10 protein-coding genes and 1 pseudogene are annotated in these 17,804 nt (G+C 57.0%); 6 read left to right on the top strand and 5 right to left on the bottom strand.

The features are described from left to right. Positions 1 to 18 precede the first annotated feature (18 nt). The 4 genes from BLU15_RS30265 (at position 19) to BLU15_RS30250 (ending at position 3,660) form a co-directional block, all read left to right on the top strand. On the top strand, positions 19 to 678 hold the full coding sequence (locus BLU15_RS30265) for a DUF6766 family protein (RefSeq protein WP_090300508.1): 660 nt from the start codon (positions 19 to 21) through the stop codon (positions 676 to 678). Between the two features lie 733 nt (positions 679 to 1,411). Next, entirely contained in the window at positions 1,412 to 1,666 is a 255-nt protein-coding gene (locus BLU15_RS30260) for a hypothetical protein (RefSeq protein WP_034800008.1), read from the top strand. 657 nt (positions 1,667 to 2,323) lie between these two features. Continuing rightward, positions 2,324 to 2,614, top strand: a complete 291-nt coding sequence (locus BLU15_RS40265) for a hypothetical protein (protein WP_034800005.1) — start codon at positions 2,324 to 2,326, stop codon at positions 2,612 to 2,614. Between the two features lie 47 nt (positions 2,615 to 2,661). Further along, positions 2,662 to 3,660, top strand: a complete 999-nt coding sequence (locus tag BLU15_RS30250; RefSeq protein ID WP_090300611.1) for a YihY/virulence factor BrkB family protein — start codon at positions 2,662 to 2,664, stop codon at positions 3,658 to 3,660. A gap of 758 nt (positions 3,661 to 4,418) precedes the next feature. On the opposite strand, the gene BLU15_RS30245 is transcribed toward BLU15_RS30250, so the two are convergent. The 5 genes and pseudogenes from BLU15_RS30245 to BLU15_RS30225 form a co-directional block, all read right to left on the bottom strand. Continuing rightward, complete coding sequence (locus BLU15_RS30245) at positions 4,419 to 5,300, bottom strand: DUF72 domain-containing protein (protein ID WP_090300506.1); 882 nt, start codon at positions 5,298 to 5,300, stop codon at positions 4,419 to 4,421. 86 nt (positions 5,301 to 5,386) lie between these two features. Beyond that, entirely contained in the window at positions 5,387 to 7,702 is a 2,316-nt protein-coding gene (locus BLU15_RS30240; protein WP_090300505.1) for a glycosyltransferase family 4 protein, read from the bottom strand. Further along, a pseudogene (locus BLU15_RS30235) lies at positions 7,699 to 10,877 on the bottom strand (glycosyltransferase). Before BLU15_RS30235 ends, BLU15_RS30240 begins: the two are co-directional and overlap by 4 nt. A gap of 8 nt (positions 10,878 to 10,885) precedes the next feature. After that, complete coding sequence (glf, locus tag BLU15_RS30230) at positions 10,886 to 13,228, bottom strand: UDP-galactopyranose mutase (protein ID WP_090300609.1); 2,343 nt, start codon at positions 13,226 to 13,228, stop codon at positions 10,886 to 10,888. Positions 13,229 to 13,267: 39 nt separating this feature from the next. Further along, entirely contained in the window at positions 13,268 to 14,431 is a 1,164-nt protein-coding gene (locus BLU15_RS30225; RefSeq protein WP_176960399.1) for a glycosyltransferase, read from the bottom strand. 478 nt (positions 14,432 to 14,909) lie between these two features. On the opposite strand from BLU15_RS30225, the gene BLU15_RS30220 reads away from it, so the two are divergent. After that, the gene (locus tag BLU15_RS30220) at positions 14,910 to 15,419 is read left to right on the top strand and encodes a YciE/YciF ferroxidase family protein (protein WP_034800002.1); all 510 of its coding nucleotides are present in this window, start codon (positions 14,910 to 14,912) and stop codon (positions 15,417 to 15,419) included. Between the two features lie 117 nt (positions 15,420 to 15,536). After that, a complete protein-coding gene (gene catE, locus BLU15_RS30215; protein WP_090300503.1) occupies positions 15,537 to 17,684 on the top strand; it encodes a catalase in 2,148 nt (715 codons plus the stop codon). Positions 17,685 to 17,804 lie beyond the last annotated feature (120 nt).

Genomic DNA, 17,804 nt, shown 5'->3' with positions numbered 1-17,804 from the left:
CTAATTGTGGAGATCTGAATGAAAATACTGCGCGACAACGGCCTGACGATCGTATTGCTGCTGGCCTCGTTGGGCACGGTGGTGGGCATGCTCTTTACTGGACTCCACGTCTATAACGACGAATTGGCCGAACACGGAGGGCAAATGGTAACGCTGCCAGCTTACCTTATAAGCGGTCATTTCCTCTCCGCCTTGTTCGAGAATTGGGAGTCCGAGTTTGTGCAGATGAGTGCTTATGTGGTGCTTACGGCGTTCCTGTTCCAACGCGGCTCAGCAGAGTCAAAAGATCCCGACGAGCCGTCATCCCAGAATAGCAACCCTGCGGACGACAAAGACAACGCCGAAGCACCGCTGCCCGTAAGAATGGGCGGCATGGCAAGCTCTCTCTACTCCTATTCACTCGGTTGGACATTGTTTCTCCTCTTCGTACTCAGCTTTCTAATGCACGTGAGGGAGAGCGCGTCTGCGCAGGCGGTTGAGGCCATGCTGCATGGGCAGCAAGCACCTTCGATTCGCGAACAATTCTTCAGTGCGAGGTTGTGGTTTGAGTCTTTCCAAAATTGGCAATCGGAATTCTTATCGACTGCAGTTCTCGTCGTCCTATCGATTTTTCTGCGGTTTCGTGGGTCCCCTGAATCGAAGACGGTCTCCGACCCTCATTCCAAGACAGGAGCATAGACAGGTAAATGGGCCGGCGGATATTTACTTTTGGATGTCCTAGCGCTGACAATCCGTTCACGACAGCGCTCGAGAAAAACCAGGTTCCGCTGCTGCGCCGACCATCGCGAGAAGGGGACGGAGACAAGTGGCCCGGCATTGACCGGGATGTCCGCCGCCTCTTCTGCTTTGTGCAACTTGGCTTGTCTTCGTCGAAGGCATCGCGTCCCGTTGGAGCATTCCAACAAGCCGCGCAGTGCCCATGGCAATTTGTGGGTCGAGCGCTAGATCTATCTTGCCTCAACGGAGAACACCAAGGTGGGAAGACAAAGTGGCGATGTCCGGCGTGACAATATGGGCTCAGTCGATTCTCTGGACCCGGCAATCATGGCGGGCGAAGAGGCACGCGCCTTGTTCGAAGCACTGCTCGCGATGAAGCGAGGAGGATGTCTGGTCCGCCGCGTCGGCTTGGATGACTGTTTCCGAACGCCGCTAGGCGACAGCCTCTATCCATAGCTCGCGCGTGCGAAGCCACTTCAACATTTCCAGCTGACTGGTGGCGTGGGGGGTGAGTCGATCGCTGCGAAATCTTTCACGCGGAACCTGCCGGCGGCAGACTGAGCTCAGGCGTCACTTCAGAAAGGCGCTTGCTGCAAGCTCACATCTGGATCACGACGATGTGTACTTTGCCGAAGGAACGGGAGTTTGGCTCGATGGTTGGTCCGACATGTACTGGATCAAGAGGAGATTCACGATGCTAAAAACAATGTTAACGGCAGCTGCGCTGTTTGTTGCGGCGACGCCTCCCGCATTTGCCCTATCGGATATCGTGTGTGACCAATCGAACATGTCGAAGCTCGAGAAGGACGTAAAGAGCATCAAAGACGAGATGAAGAAGGACTACGCAAACAAAGAACTCGCCATGGCAAAGGACGCGCTTGCATCAAACGACAGCGACAAATGCAAAACGCACATGTCGAATGCGATGAAAGGCAATGACCCGATGTGATGGGCGAGCGGATTCGGAGGCTCCCTTTTCAAACCGGCGCGGTTGCATGCCCAGACGGAGTGCTGATGCAATATATCGGAGCATTGGAGTGGTTGCCCTTCCTTTTCGCTCGACTCCAGCGGCGCGCTGCAGCCACCTCCAAAAAACCTTGAGGCCCTCGAGGTAGTCGGAGGGTCTCAAAATGCCCACGTCGCCTTCGTGCGACGCGGTCTTTTAAGCTGCCCCCTCTCTGCCGGACGCGGAAAGCTTCGCTCCAAACGGTTCCCGCCGCTCCGTCGGCGCAACGCGGGAATTTTACTTCGGCGCTTTTGGCGAATTCTCGCCCGTCAATGGTCGAAGAAAGCCACACGGAGGGATAGCGGCGGCATGAGACCCTTCCAGCGGTTACGCTCGACAAGCGCGGAAGCGTCCGCTTGGGGGGCGAAAGCGACGAGCGCCCTGCGGAACGTTCAAGCTTCTCGCCGGTTTTGGCCTGAAAGAGGAGCCAATTATGGGAATCAACGAATCACAAAGCGGCGCGCGAGGTACTCAATCACATAGGCTTGGGATACTTGTCCGGGGCCGATTGGAACTTTCCGTCTTTTAGCTCGCTTATCGGATTTGCGGCCAATGCCAGTCGAGCGATGATGCCCGGCTGCCCAGATCAAGGAAAAGACGATGCGGAATTCAGTTGCCGCGGTCATTGTCAGCGTTTCGCTCGGCGGATGCACCGCCGGCGTCGCGACTTACGGCTTCTCGCCAAACTTAGAACCGATACCCGGTAGCATCACCTATCGCGGCCAGCCTCGCACCAAGCTGACGAAAGCACCTGTGGGCAGCATCGTGCCACACGAGTTTCGAGACCAATTCGGTCGGCGCGTTTCTGAGATCTATGTCATTCAGCCGGATCGCTCTCTTCGTCTTGTCTCCCGACGCAGGCAGACATTTGATTTTTTCGATGACGATTAAGGGGACTTGGCATCCGTAGATTGACGGACGAAGAAATCGCAGAGGCGATAACTTTTGAGCGGCAAGAGGTCGATGTGACGAAGTCAAGGGAAGCCGTGGAACCGGGCAGGGGGCGAAATGCTTCAACGCCTGAAGAGATACCGCCGAAAGGCATTCGCGATGTCTTTTGGCGTGTTGTTTCAGAAATGTTCGAGGAGCGTGTTTTCCTGATCGCCGCGGGGGTGAGTTTCTATCTTCTGTTGGCACTCTTTCCCGCTCTTGCTGCCCTCGTGTCCTTTTACGGCTTCATCGCCGATCCCATCGACATCGGAACCCATATGAGCGTGCTGGACGATCTGTTGCCACCCGGGTCTTACGCTCTGATTTCGGACCAGTTGAAATCTTTGACATCCCAGAAGACGACAACGCTTAGTTTCGGTTTCGTCAGCGGCTTGTTCATCTCGCTCTGGAGTTCTGCCAATGGCATTTCGGCGCTTTTTGATGCCATGAACGTCGCCTATGGCGAAACTGAGAAGAGGACATTCGTCACCCGGACGCTGCTTTGTCTCGCATTCACGTTCGCCGGGTTGCTTTTTGCGGTGGTCGTGATCGTGGCAATCGGCGTCGTTCCCGCCTTGCTGGCGTATCTGTGGCTCGATCGGTGGACTGAAATCCTGACGAGGACGGTGCGGTGGCCGATGATCCTCTTCCTCGTCGCTATCGGTACGGCCTCGATCTACCGGTACGGGCCGAGCCGCGAGCGGGCGAAGCTACGGTGGCTCAATTGGGGTGTCATATTCAGCACGTTTATGTGGCTCGCCGCCTCATGGCTCTTTTCCTTCTATTTGCAGAATTTCGCGAACTACAACGCGACTTACGGCGCTCTCGGCGCGCTAGTGGGTTTCATGATGTGGGTATGGATTTCGACGGTTATCCTCATCATAGGTGCTCTGATTAACGCGGAGCTCGAACACCAGACAGTCGTCGACTCCACCACCGGTATACCGCTCCCGATGGGTGAACGCGGCGCCTACGTTGCTGACACACTCGGCAAAGCTGCCGACTAGGCGCGTAAAGCCACGTCGGTTCGCGCACCGCTCTCCGAGGCGGGGGATCTGCAGACCCGAATGAGCCGATCACTCTGAAGGTCGGGTGTGCGCACCGTCAGCAAGAAACGCTCCAACGACCGACGTTGTGGCGCGTGCTCAGCTCCGTTCTCGTGCCACCGACACCAGTGCGCTCGGCGTTCGCACTTCGACGAAACCTCAAGCCGCGGCAGATAGCGTTCGCTCATCACTATGAATTTCATGCGCGATCTCCCAGGTCATCCGCCCTCCGGGAGCGCGTGCACAAGTCCAGGGTGAACCGTGGTTAGGGATCCTGCCGTTGCTCCGACACGAAGCCGAGTGGCCGGTCCAGCGACACCAACGTCGGTTTATCTGTGCCCTTCGATTTCCGCGGCCGGTCTGCGAGTAAGTCCGAGAGTTCGCAAACTCCTGCTTCGTGAGGCCGATTTAGCGCATACCCGGCAAACGCAAGCCGCCGCGGCGCGCCTGCTCAGTGGATCCTGGCGCATCTGCGAACCTCGCTCTTTTGTGGGCTTTTTCCGTCGTGCCACTTTGATCAAGCTCCTTCCCGGCGCCGATCTCAGGCGCTGAGTGAATGCCGCAGGGGCGGTCAACTGCCTCATTGCTACGAACGGCAATTGTCGGAGGCCCCGGGCGGGAGGTGAGATCGTGAAGGGGGCCGCACGGCGGCCCTTCAATGTTTCCGATAGAGATGGCGAGCCAGATAGGGCTATAGGCAAAATCTGATCAAAGGGAGTCTACTCGAGCAGCAGCTCCGACAGGCGCTTGGCATTCTTGATCGCATGACCATCACGATCATTGTTGAAGTAAGCCCAGACCGTTTTCGCTCCGCTTTGGCGGATGCGTTCCGCCCATATCCTCAGTTCGGCGTCACTGTAATCGTGCCTATACCATTGGTATGGCCCGTGAAACCGCACATAGATGTCATCGCAAGTCTTCACGAGGGCGTCGGGCAGCCGAGGGCCACTGCAGGAGCAGAAAATAGTTCCATTTTTCTCAAAAGCGTCGAAGACGTCGTCATTCCACCAACTCTTGTGGCGGAACTCCACAACGTTTCGACGGGAAGGGTCAAGCTGAGTCAGTATGGTGTGCAACATCTCGGCGGAGTAACGGACGCTTGGAGGCAATTGAAACAGAAAGCAGCCCATCTGGGGGCCGAGAACGTCGGCTATGTAGCCAAAGTCCTTGACCAAGGTGCTGGTGTCGTCGAAGCGCCTGACGTGGGTAATGAGCTCACAGACTTTGACCGTGTAAACAAATTTCGGTCCTGCTTGTCGCAGCCAATTCCTCACCGCGGCGATCGTCGGCCATGAATAAAAGGGCGCATTGAGCTCCACCGTTTGGAACTGCTGGGCATAGATGGGAAACCACTTGCTCGAAGGAATATCTGCCGGATAAAGCTGTCCTTTCCAGTGCCAATAGTACCAACCCGAGCAGCCGATATGGACGCCGTGTAACATGTCCCGCGGAATGGGGAGCGCGCCTCCATTCGTCCCCAGCGCCAATCTCAACGCATGCATCTTTTCGGCCCGGCCTATATTCGCAAGCCGCTGCCTCTGTCGGCGCTGCGCGCGACGGGCGCGACGTTCTGCAAGTTCTTCCGAATAGCGCTCCACCATCTGACAATCCGCCGTTTTCCTTGGTCAGAAAGTCTCGAGACGGGATTTGGTCCCTGCTTTCCAAACACCTATCCACCTTCGCGCCATTACATCCGTGAAGCACGCGAACTCCGGGGCGGAGCATCATGTTTGTTTTTGATTTCTTGAAGAAATGCCTCGAACGTTTTGACCTGATGGAACAACTGATCCGCCAACGGCCTGTAAACATTGCGAAAAGGTGGCGTTGGTTCAGCTGACAAAAGGCCATTGTCGCAAGGGCGACCGTCATCCCAGCCCGCATGATTGGCAATAGGATAAAGACATACTGCCTCTATAGGCACTCCCCACATCATGGCAGCCCTGACTTCTTCGCCGACATATGCCAGCCAATCGGACCGGCGATCGCCTTCAGTACCCGTCTCTGCGATCAGCATTGGCCTGCCATATCGAGCGTAGGTTTCGACAAGAATTTTGCGCAATGGTTTGTAGAGAGGGTGTTCGACGTCGATAGTCGGGCCGCCGTGGATCCACTGGTTGTTGTGGTAGTAGTTGACGCCGATGATATCGAGATACTTTTCCGCGCCTCCCAACTGGGGCCACAAGCGTCCCGAAATCATGTCCCAGGCTTGGTATTGTGCCAATCGATGGCCTTCAGCAGCAAGTCGATCGCCTGGTCGCTCGGGATCGGCCAAAACATTGATGGCCGGCTCGCAGTGGACAAATCGGGCCCGAGGCTCGACCTCAAGAATAGCATCCATCGCCGCGATCGAGGCGCGCGCAAGCTGCACCTTGAGCTCAAAGCCCCTGCGCCCTGCCCAAGGGTTGAGGTAAGCAGCGTCTCCACCCGCCCATGAAAAGAAAGAGATTTCGTTGACAGGCACGAAGAACGGCGGGGCGGCGATTTCGCTTCGCAGGAGTTTTGCGGCAGCCCCCGCAAAACGCGCAAACCGTCTTACAAATTCAGGCGACCATATATCGATATCATCGGGCCAGCCGTAGTGCATAAGATCCCAGATGACCTGCGTTCCGGTGGTGCGCGCTGCGCGTATTAACGGTAAAACACTGCTCCAGTCATAGGTTCCGGGCAGTTGCTCGACCAAATGCCAGCGAAAACCATCCCGTACGCTGCGGATATGATGGCTCGCCAGCTGACGGTAATCATTTTCCGCATATTGTTCGTGTTTTGTCGAGGCTATCATATCCAGGCGCCGACCCCGGCCCACCCCATCCCTTGGTCGGACGCGGTGGGTGGAACATTCAAAGCCTCCTTGGAAGAAAGACTGGAACAGTCCGGTCGGAGCGCACGGCGTCCTTTCCTCAAGGACTTCGTCAAAAAGCGCCTGCCACTGCGGAACCACCGCTTCGACGCTGTAGGTCTTCTCTACATGCAAACGCAACTGTAGACCGAAGCTGGCGCGCAACTCCGGCGATCCGGCAAGCATTGTGACGGCCTCTGCCACTGCTAGTGGATCGTCATGTCCGACAAAATAGCCAGAAAGGCCATGTTTGATCTGTTGTCGTGAACCGTTGTCGGCCGTTGCAATGACCGGAAGGCAGGCGGCCCCAGCCTCAGAAATGACATGGGGCATGCCCTCGTCCCGCGAAAGCCAGACGAACACGTCGAACGCTGCAAGCAGGTCCGCCACGTCGACCCGGTCACCCAGGAAGCTCAAGACGGCATCCAATCCAAGCTTGCCACACAGAGCCTTCAGATGCTGCGCATATTCGGGCATGAATGCATCTGGTCCCCCCACGATCACAAAGCGCATGGTGTGATCTTGTGCGTGAATAATCGCGGCCGCCTCGATGAAGGTCTCGACGTTCTTTTTTGCATCAAGACGCCCTACCCAGCCGACCAGGATCGTGTCGTCGTAGATGCCAAGTTGCCGGCGCGTTGCAGACCGCCGGCTCGGCTCGAACTCCTTGAGATCGACCATCGATGGGATCTCTCGGGCATCACATTCCCGCCCAGGCATTCGAGACGCGGCGGCGTCGCGAATGGAGCGACAGACACCCACATAGCGACTGGTCAAATGTTTCGGTCCGCTCAAAGCTTCCAGGACCAGGCCACCATGCTCGATCAACGGCGGGCGAATGTGCAGCCGTTCAAGTGCCGGGTAAATGTCTGCAACATTCTGACATGAAACCACCACGTCATAAGAAGGAATTTTGTCGGCGAGATAGGCAACGGTCTCTTCGAGCGACATAGAATAGGGCGCAGTGTCCACTTCGATGCCCAAAGCCCGCAGCTGCTGATGCGTCTGCGCGGGCATGCCGTCCTTGTGCAAACATGCGACCACATCGATTTTGTAGCGCGAACGGTCGATATTGGCCGCAAGAAGACGAACCTCGGTTTCCTCTCCTCCCACCACCAACCAGCCGAAGACGAAGAGGACGGTCTTGGGGCGGCATGATCCCGTCATGGCCCCACCTTGAAGACGATCTGCAAGAACTCAAACCTCCGCTGCAGCAGATCCGAAAGAAACTCCGGAGCATCCTCGAAGGGGATCACATGGGTGATCATGTGCTGTTTGATCAGTTCGCCCTCACGGGCCAACAGGTCGATTGTTTCGCCCGCAAGCCGGCGTTGGCTCCAATGCGATGAAAGACCGCGTGGAACACGATTGATCTGCGCGCAGCGTATGTTAAGGCCATTGTGGTGGAACTCCTCACCCAATCTCAGCCTGTCAGCTCCACCCTGATAAAATGCCAGGTCAATCACGCTCCCCTGGGGTCGTACGGCCTTGAGTGCGACGTTAAGGCTTTCCGAATGGGCCCGGGTCTGAAACACGATATCGGCTCCGCGGCTTGCAGCGCCGTCGTGCCAGTGCGTCTTCGCGTGTTGCCAGGCGTGTTCCTCTGACATTGCCTGAATGCCCATCGCCTCTGCCTTTTCTCGGCGGAACTGTGACGGATCCGCGACGACGACCTGGCAAGCCCCAAGGGTCTTGGCAAAGAGCGCTGTGAGCAAGCCTACGGTCCCAGCTCCGATAACCAATACGCGTCGACCGACGACACCGCACCCCAGGAAGGGCAGTGCCGTTCCGAACGCATCGGCATCGGCATGGAGAATGCCATTGGCAGCTATCGGGCCCATTTGTGCGACGAAGATGCCAAGCAGCGGATCGATCGTGGTGGGAAGTGGGACGAGAAGGTCGCAAAACGGGTCGGCTACATGGCCGGTCTTGTGGGCGTAGGTTGCAGCGACGATATCGTTTGTTGCGTAGCCGGCGGCGTTTGTGTCTGCGACCCGCGCCACCTCCATGTAGCCTAGAAAGGGAACGGGATATGACAGGTCAGGTTCGTTCTCTATGAAAACCCCCCGCTCGCGATCGAAGCGCGAATGAAAGTAGGGATTGGTGTTTTTGAGGAACGTTAACTCGGTCCCGGCCGAAAACCCGGTAAAGAGTGTGTCGAGCTGTACGTGACCGTCGGCTGGCGCCTCTTCCTCATATTCCAGGAAGTACATTTTGCCAGGGCGCTCGACGCCGAGGGATCTTATGGTGCGGCTGAACATCGGCACAATTCCTAAAAGTTGTGGAGGTCGATCGGCTGGCCGGTTTCGGCAGACTTGCTCAGAGCTAAAGCAATGCGGTGGGTCGCGAGCGCCTCATGGTAAGGGCAACGAATGCGATTTTCGCGGCCCCGCACCGCATCGACGAAGTCGCGATCCTCCAGCCGCACCGGGTCTCCGTCGGCCCGGCGCACCGGCCTCCCCGCCCCGACATCCACCATGCTGTCATGGTCTGTCAGTTCAATCGCCAAGCCATCGGCAAAGAGGTTCAATCCCATGTGATGCCCCCACTTCAAGGCACACGTGGACGCAATGTTTCCGATTGCACCTGTTGCGAATAAAAAGCTGGCCGTGCTCGAAGTGGCAACATCGAGATCAGGAAAGTCATCCCTTTTTCTATGCGTCGTCTGGCCGAATACCCGGACGATATCGCCGACAAGATAACGGGCGAGATCGACGATATGGGTCGTCTGTTCGACGGTTTGCCCGCCTGATGTCTCCTTTTTCCACCACCACTTCGGGGGTGGAGTCTGATCGAGCCAGTAGCCCGAAACAAGTTGCGCAGGGTTCTCAGCCAGGCATCGGCGCGCTTCCTCGACGGTGTCGAGGTATCGCCAGTGATAGCCCACCGCGGTAATCAGGCCGGCCGCAGCAATGCCCGCGGCGAGCTCCCTGGCAAGATCGAGATGCAGGCTGATTGGCTTCTCGACAAAAAATGGAATCCGAGCCGAAATGAGCTCTCGCTCGACATCGCCATGCGCAAATGGGGGGACACAGATATAGGCGGCATCCAGTTCCAGTTCGCCCAGCATCTGGGCAGAGGAAGTAAAGGCTCTGGCGCCAAATCGGCCTGCCGCATGCTGGGCCCGTTCGATGGCGGGATCGGCAAAGCCTACGAGTTGCACGTCGTCGAATTCCGCCAAAATATCGAGATGGCGGGACGCGATCCCGCCCACTCCAATAAAACCGATGCGCGTGCGTTTCATGGTTCGATGCTCTCTTTCGTTGGCGACCGCTGAATGGAGAACGGATCGGTAGATTTCTGCGGTCTCCTCGACCATCCGGGCTGCGGTGAATTGTTGCTTGAACCTTCGTCGCTGCGCCTCTCCCGTGCGAGCTGCCCCTGCCGGATCGGCTAGGACGGAGATAATCCCCTCAGCAAGCCCTTCAGGATTGCTGGGCTCGACAAGGAAGGGATGCTCGTCTCCAAGAGCGTCAATCGTGCCTCCGATCGCAGTCGCAACGACAGGGACCCCCACCGACATCGCCTCAAGAACCGCCAGCGGCAGCCCTTCGAACAGCGATGAGAGAACGAAAACGTCCGCCGATGCCAGCAGCGAGGCTATGTCGTTGCGCTGCCCTGCAAACAACACAGCGCGTTCAAGTCCGAGCTCTGCGACCAAATCCTTCACATTGCCGACTTCAGGACCCGTACCCACCAGTAGCAGCACAGCATTGGGGAATTGTTGCAGGACGCGAGGCATCGCCCTGACCAAGGTCAGGTGGTCCTTCTGCCGTGTGAAGCGCGCAATCGATATAAGGGTGTTTGATCGTTGGGAACCCCACTCAGACCGCACCTCGATGCCATCGCGAAGCGGTGGAATTCCGTTTCGGACAACCGTGATCTTGTTTGGATCGACGCTCTCATTCGGGAAAGTCGACCGCGCCGCGGGGGAGACGACAACCAGTCGCTCGACGAAGCCAAGGCCCTCGAAGAACGCCGCCTTCTGTTCTCCTTCGGTGAGGAGAAACGGCAAATGCTCCGTTCTGATAACCGGAACACCTGCGACTTTTCCGGCGTGTGCGAGCCCATGGCCTTCCCAGCCGATGCCTGCGTGAACATGAATAAGATCGGCATCGACCGATTTCAGCCACAAGCCGCACTCGGCGATGTCGTCGAACTCTTTGACCGCCAAGCCGAGTGCGAAGGCTTTCGAAGCAAGGTTGCCCTCGCATCCTCGCGGCAACACCATCGTAACTTCAAAGTGTTCGCTCAACCCCTCGCCGAGAATAAGCATGTGGGCACCCATGCCCGATGCATCGCAGCTATCGGTCGCAATGACGAGCTTTTGTTTTGGCTTCATGAGAGGGCTCATCGAACACCCAAGCTATGGTCCGCCGTGTCCCTGGCCGCAAATCGCTTGAAAGTCGAAAGTGCCTGACCCACAACCTGGTCCATGTTGTAGTAGCGGTAGCTCGCCAGTCGTCCGACGAAGGTCACATCGCTGCGCGAGCGTGCAAGAAGCGCGTACTGGTTGTAGAGCTCCTGATTTTCGGGCCTTGGGATCGGATAGTAAGGGTCTCCGGCTGAACACGCGTACTCGTGACACACACTCGTCTTGGGATGGACTTGCCCGGTGATGTGCTTGAATTCGGTCACTCTCGTGTAAGGAATCTCTTCAGAGGGAAAATTCACGACCCCGACGGGCAAAATTCGCCGCTGGTCGTAGGTCGTGTGTTCGAACCGCAGGCACCGGTAAGGAAGCCGACCAAACTGATAGTTGAAGAACTCGTCGATCGGTCCGGTGAAGATGATATGCGTGCCGGGGAACTCATCCCGGACATCTCTAAAGTCGGTGTTGAGCCGAATATCGATGCGATCGCTATCCAGCATATTCTCAAACATCTTCGTGTAGCCCTCCTTTGGCATCGCCTGGAAGGTGTCCTGGAAGTAGCGATCGTCGGTGTTCGTGCGAGTAGGAATGCGGGCGCTAACTGCCTTGTCGAGTTGAGAAGGATCCAGTCCCCATTGCTTGCGCGTATAGCCCTCGAAAAATGTCCGGTACAAATCCAATCCGACCTGCGCGATAACGACGTCCTTCGAAGTGCGCACCCGGTCCATCGGCTCCGCCTTGGAGGCGAGGTACTGGGCAGCCGCGTCGTCGTCCTTCAAATCAAGTCCGTACAGCCCATTGAGGGTTGTGCGATTGATCGGTATCGGCAAGAGCTTGCCCTCTACATCAGCAAGCACGCGATGTTCGTATGGCCTCCACGCGGTAAAGCGCGAAAGATAGTCGAAGATCATTTCGCTGTTGGTGTGGAAGATGTGCGGGCCATATTTATGAACAAGAACGCCATGTTCGTTGTAGAAATCGTACGCATTGCCTGCGATGTGGGATCGCCGATCGCAGACGAGCACATTGTGCTTGCCTTTGTTTGCCAGCCTCTCGGCAAGGACTGCCCCAGCAAAACCGGCGCCGACAATCAAAAAATCATAAGCACGGCGCTTAGATCTCATTTTTGGCGGTTTTCGCGAAAGGGGCGATATCGAGCGCAGATTTGTTTCAGCCGCTTCCTGCACCAATCCGTCCATTTTCCGGTGAGTCTCATCCCATGAGACCGTCGACAGAAATTCATCGACGCCTTTCAGCCATTTTCCTGACCGGGGCTTTAAATTCATTGCGGCTTCGCATGCCTCAACGAATTCGCTCGCATCGGATGCAAAGAAGACCCCGCTGATGTCTTTGTATTGACGCACGACGTCGACAACCGGCGTAGTGACCACGGCAAGCCCGGCTGCCAGGTATTCCGGGGTCTTTGTCGGGCTGATAAACCGGGTGGCCTCATTCATGGCAAACGGCATTAGAGCCACGTTCCACCCAGAGAAATAGGCAGGCAGGACCTTGTAGTCCTTCTGGCCGAGGTAGTGGATGTTGGGTGCGCGAGGAAGATCCTCCTCCCTGATCTTGGCCACCGGACCAATGAGAACGATTGACCAGGACGGCCGTCGTGCCGCCAAGACGCTTATCAGTTCCAGATCAAGACGCTCATCGATGACTCCGCAAAAACCGAGGACAGGGCCAGCAAGATCCGCTTGGTCCGGTGGGCTGATCGGCACCGTTCGTGCCGACCGAAAGTGCCCCACATCCACGCTGGAGGGAAAGGGATGAATGTTGTCATGCAGGAGGCGCTTGGCGTCGTAGAGGCTATGGCCACCTGTGAAGACCACATCAGCCCGATGCATCAGCTCACGCTCCAGTTTCACCATATTTGCCGGCGCGAATCTGAAGTTGGCAAGTTCGTCCATGCAATCATAAACAATTGCGGCCGCATCGACATGCCGGGCAAATGGAAACATCATTGGTGTGTAGAACCACAGGACTGGCTTGGGATGACCAACAAGGTCCAGAAGCTCGTCGAGCAATCCGGCCAAACCCGTGTTTCGTTGTGCCTCGGTCCATTCCCTGGGAATTCGGGGCCTAACGGATTTTACGGTCGTGCCCGCGAAAGGATGGATTTCCAGATAGGCCAGATGGTGGTCTGTCGGAATAAACTCTTCAAAGAAGTAGACGTGTCGGTCGCGAGCAAACCGCTTCATGAGGTGTTGTGGCCGCTGCACGACATAATCCCACCGCAGGTGTGAAAAACAAATCACCGGCGCGCGAGCATTAGAAGAACTCTCTTTTTTCTTCGGATCTGCGGTTAGAACATCCATACTCATTCCGCGCTGAGATGTTCGTAGGCCCGAACAACTTCATTTGACGCGCGCCTCCTTGTTTGCTGACTGTTCGGCTCGAATGAGCTGGCGAAGTTTCTTGATGGAGTGTGGCCAAGTCCAAGATCGGAGGACTGCGTCGCGCGGACTAAAGTCGGTAAGCCGAGACAACATCTGGGCAATAGCAATATGAAACTCGTCCGACGTTGCGGTCGCGCCGGTCTGCGGGGTTATGTATTGCTGGCCGCATCGCAGTTCGGCGTTGGCAAGTACAGGCAAACCTGCGAGCATGTATTCGGTGAGGACCGCCGGGGCCCCGTCATCGACCCCGCACACCACGCCCATGCGAGCGAGATTCATCAACCTGTTGACCTCCGCGAAGGAGACGCCTGGAGGTCCGACAAAGTCGACATCAATCTGCAATTCCGCCGCGTGTTGACGCAACTGATCCGATCGATCGCCGTAGCCGAAAACGCAAAGTGCGCGCACGGACTTCGGCATCTTGGCGAGCGCGTGAAACAGGACATCGTGACGCTTATAGGCTTGCGCGGCGGCTACATAAATTATGTCGTAAGGCTTGGCCCCCTCGATTGGGTAGAACATCGACGGTGCTGCAAATTCCGGACCGATCGGAAGGACCGCGGTGCGTTTGCCCGGGTGACACGCCTCGACCTCGCGGCTCTGCTCTTCTGATCCGGTCAGGATCAGATCGAAGTGGCGGCTCGTGGCGAAAGGGACCCGCAACGCCGGCGCGTCGATCGAGTTATAGATCTTGAAGCTGTTTCTACAAGCCTGCAGGATTTCCTCATCGACCCCTAGGCCCCAGACACAGAGAATATCCGGAGCGCCATAGATCTCGATATGAGCAAGCATGTCGTCCGACGAAAACGGAGGGGTGTTACCGTCGAGGTGGAACGAGCGCCGTGTCAGGAAGGAGCTTTCTCTTACCGTTGGTGGGGGGCCGCTGGCCAGCCAATGGCTCCAGATCTCCGCCCGATCGACTAGGCCATCGGCTACGCAGGCAATTGGCATTCGTTCGAGATAGCTACCCTTTACCTCGACATTGTCTTCTGCGGTTGGCCGAGCAGCCAAATCATCCGCGAAAGTCGATGCCCAGGCCGCCAAGCGCTCTGACTTAGTCGGGACTGTTGAAACCGGTGGCCAGCCGTCCTGGAAATCACTGATGACGACAATCTTTCGCATTACTCACTTCGCACATCTACAGTCGCGAACGTCTTGACGACCACCGCGTTTGGGGAAACGGAGTTGTATTTGTCAGGAATCTAATAGTCTCGGCTTGGAACCGCCGAGCACACGGTTTGTTCCAGTTTTGGCCAACTTAAATTTCCCAACCCATCTATTCAGGACCACCGGTGTCAATCAGTTCCAATTGGTGGCGCCGATTCTGCTCACGAAAGCCGAACTTCAAACGTCCCTGAACACGGGATCGTCAGAAGGAAAAAGGCATCCTGCAGAAAGAAAGAATGAGTTCACTGCGTCGCCGATCTTTGGCACTGCGAGTTTTCGACGCTCCTTTTCACAGAAACCGGAACATAGCCGGCGCCACAACGTTTGGTGTGGTCTGAGGTCATGCGGATTGATGACTTGGTGACCCTCACCTGTGAACTGTTCAAAGAGTGAACTGATGTAGTTCAACTCGAAATGAGAGAAAGGCCACCAAATGGCTACCAAGACGAAAGTCCTGAGCGATCTCTTCCACGATACCCTCATGGACATCTATTTCGCGGAAAAGCAAATCCTCAAGGCGCTCCCAAAGATGGCACGGGCTGCGCGGTCTGAAGAAGGCAAAGCTGGCTTCCTCAAGCACCGGGACGAGACCGAAGGTCAAATCGAGCGGCTGGGGCAGGTTTTTGAGATTATCGGAAAACCTCTGCGGGGTAAGACATGTGAAGCCATCCAAGGCATCCTCGCCGAAGGCGAAGAAATCATGGAAGAGTACCGTGACAGTCCCGCCCTCGATGCCGGCCTCATCTCGTCGGCCCAGGCGGTCGAACACTATGAAATTGCCCGCTATGGGACGCTCAAATCGTGGGCCGCCCAGCTTGGTCTCGATGAAGCCGTTCCACTGCTCGACGCCAATCTCCAGGAGGAGATCGCCACCGATCAAAAGCTGACGGCACTGGGCGAAGCTGCGGCAAACTTAAAGGCGTCCAAGCAGGCCGCCGAGTAGTCCAACTCGACATGGAGAAGCCGCCGTGAACGGCGGCTTTTTCATTCCGGCACAGGCAAGTGCGCACTCTCCGCGTAGTCCCCCGGCCAATCAATTCGAAACAACGGAGTTCGCCCCATGGCCAAGAAATCTCAAGAAAAGTCGACCTTGAAGCAGCGGGAAACTGTGACGATCCATGATCAAAAGGTGCGCCGCGGGGAAGGAGGCGAGCTTCACCAGATCGCGGAAGACGATACGCCCGTCCTGACCACCGCTCAGGGCGGCCCCGTTGCCGACGACCAAAACTCCCTGCGCGTTGGGCCACGCGGTCCGCTTGTGATTGACGACTTTCATTTCCGTGAAAAGATTTTCCACTTTGACCATGAGCGCATCCCCGAGCGGGTAGTCCACGCTCGAGGCTATGGAGCGCACGGCTATTTCGAAACCTACGAGTCGCTCGCCGCCTATACCCGGGCTGATGTTTTTCAACGAGCAGGTGAGAAGACACCGGCGTTCGTCCGCTTTTCCACAGTTGCCGGCAGCAAGGGGTCGTTTGATCTTGCCCGCGACGTCCGCGGTTTCGCGGTAAAAATCTACACCAAGGAGGGCAACTGGGACCTGGTAGGCAATAACATTCCTGTCTTCTTCATCCAGGATGCAATCAAGTTTCCCGATATTATTCACGCGGTGAAGCCGGAGCCGGACCGCGCCTTTCCCCAGGCGCAATCTGCCCACGATACATTCTGGGACTTCATCAGCCTCACGCCGGAAAGCATGCACATGATCATGTGGGTGATGTCGGATCGCGCGATCCCCCGCTCGTTCCGGTTCATGGAAGGGTTTGGCGTTCACACCTTCCGCCTCGTCAATGCAAAGGACGAGTCGACCTTCGTTAAGTTTCACTGGAAGCCGAAGCTGGGCCTCCAGTCGGTAGCCTGGAACGAGGCGGTGAAGATCAATGGCGCCGACCCGGATTTTCACCGCCGCGATCTTTGGCAGGCAATACAGTCGGGCAATTTCCCGGAATGGGAATTGCAGGTTCAGCTTTTCGATCAGGAATTTGCAGACAGCTTTGATTTCGACGTGCTTGATCCGACGAAAATCATTCCCGAGGAGGTCCTGGCGCCCCAGCCGATTGGACGGCTCGTCCTTGATCGCATGCCGGACAACTTCTTTGCCGAGACCGAGCAGGTAGCATTCATGACGCAGAACGTTCCGCCTGGCATCGATTTCAGTAACGATCCTCTCCTACAGGGGCGTAACTTCTCCTATCTCGATACGCAGCTGAAACGTCTCGGCAGTCCCAATTTTACCCATCTTCCGATTAATGCGCCGAAGTGTCCCTTCGCGCATTTCCAGCAGGATGGCCACATGGCTATGCGCAATCCGATCGGTAGAGTGAACTACCAGCCGAACTCCTTTGCGGAGGGGCCACGGGAATCGCCGATGAGCGGCTACCGGCATTTCCCCGCCGAAGAGACAGGGACGAAGGCGCGGCTACGGCCGGAGAGCTTTGCCGACCACTACAGCCAGGCTCGCCAATTCTACATCAGCCAGACCGCTCCCGAGCAACGCCACATAGCGGCCGCGCTGACATTCGAGCTGAGCAAGGTCGAAACGCCGGCTATCCGCGAACGGATGGTGTCCCATCTCCTCAATATCGACGAAACGCTAGCAACCGCCGTTGCCCAGAAGCTCGGCTTCCATTCGATGCCAAGCCCGGCTGATGCGGCCATGCCAACACGGCAGGATCTTGAACCGTCCCCAGCGCTCAGCATCGTGGAACGCGGACCGAAAAGCTTTGAGGGCCGCAAGCTCGGCATCCTGATCACCGACGGTCTGGATGCAGCGTTGTTAAACGGCCTGACGGCGGCGGTCGCCAAGGAAAAGGGGGCCTGCGAACTTGTCGCTCCGAAGGTCGGGGGCGCTACGGCCTCGGACGGGACCTGGATAGAAGCACATCACATGATCGATGGCGGTCCCTCCGTGCTGTTCGACGCCGTCGTCCTGCTGACTTCGGCTGACGCCATCGACGACCTCGTAAAGGAAGCCACCGCCCGCGATTTCGTGGCGGACGCCTTCCAGCATTGCAAGTTCATCGGCTACGACCCCTCGGCGATGCCGTTGATCGAAAAAGCCGGGATCGCCGATGGCCTCGATGAGGGTACAATCGAGCTTCCAGGCGAAAAGGGAATATCCGATTTCGTCTCGACGCTCGGCAAGCTGCGCGTCTGGGCCCGAGAACCGTCGGTGAAGCTGGGTAAAGCGTCGTCGCCTCTAGACTAGGCTCGCTGAGATCCCGCGCGCCAAACAAGGGACCCGGGCAAACCATCTGCTCTCCACCCCGAAGCCTGCAGGTTACCCGTTCAGCCTGACGCTTCCTCCGCCGCCGGACAGCAAACCGTC

It is taken from the genome of Ensifer sp. YR511, assembly GCF_900103045.1.
Lineage (GTDB): Bacteria > Pseudomonadota > Alphaproteobacteria > Rhizobiales > Rhizobiaceae > Ensifer > Ensifer adhaerens.
Note: the sequence above shows the minus strand (reverse complement) of the source record. Positions and strands in the feature narration are given on the sequence as shown.

Coding starts and splice junctions, on each gene's coding strand:
- BLU15_RS30265 (WP_090300508.1), top strand. CDS start 19: ATGAAAATACTGCGCGACAACGGCCTGACGATCGTATTGCTGCTGGCC.
- BLU15_RS30260 (WP_034800008.1), top strand. CDS start 1,412: ATGCTAAAAACAATGTTAACGGCAGCTGCGCTGTTTGTTGCGGCGACG.
- BLU15_RS40265 (WP_034800005.1), top strand. CDS start 2,324: ATGCGGAATTCAGTTGCCGCGGTCATTGTCAGCGTTTCGCTCGGCGGA.
- BLU15_RS30245 (WP_090300506.1), bottom strand. CDS start 5,300: ATGGTGGAGCGCTATTCGGAAGAACTTGCAGAACGTCGCGCCCGTCGC.
- BLU15_RS30240 (WP_090300505.1), bottom strand. CDS start 7,702: ATGACGGGATCATGCCGCCCCAAGACCGTCCTCTTCGTCTTCGGCTGG.
- glf (WP_090300609.1), bottom strand. CDS start 13,228: ATGGATGTTCTAACCGCAGATCCGAAGAAAAAAGAGAGTTCTTCTAAT.
- BLU15_RS30225 (WP_176960399.1), bottom strand. CDS start 14,431: ATGCGAAAGATTGTCGTCATCAGTGATTTCCAGGACGGCTGGCCACCG.
- BLU15_RS30220 (WP_034800002.1), top strand. CDS start 14,910: ATGGCTACCAAGACGAAAGTCCTGAGCGATCTCTTCCACGATACCCTC.
- catE (WP_090300503.1), top strand. CDS start 15,537: ATGGCCAAGAAATCTCAAGAAAAGTCGACCTTGAAGCAGCGGGAAACT.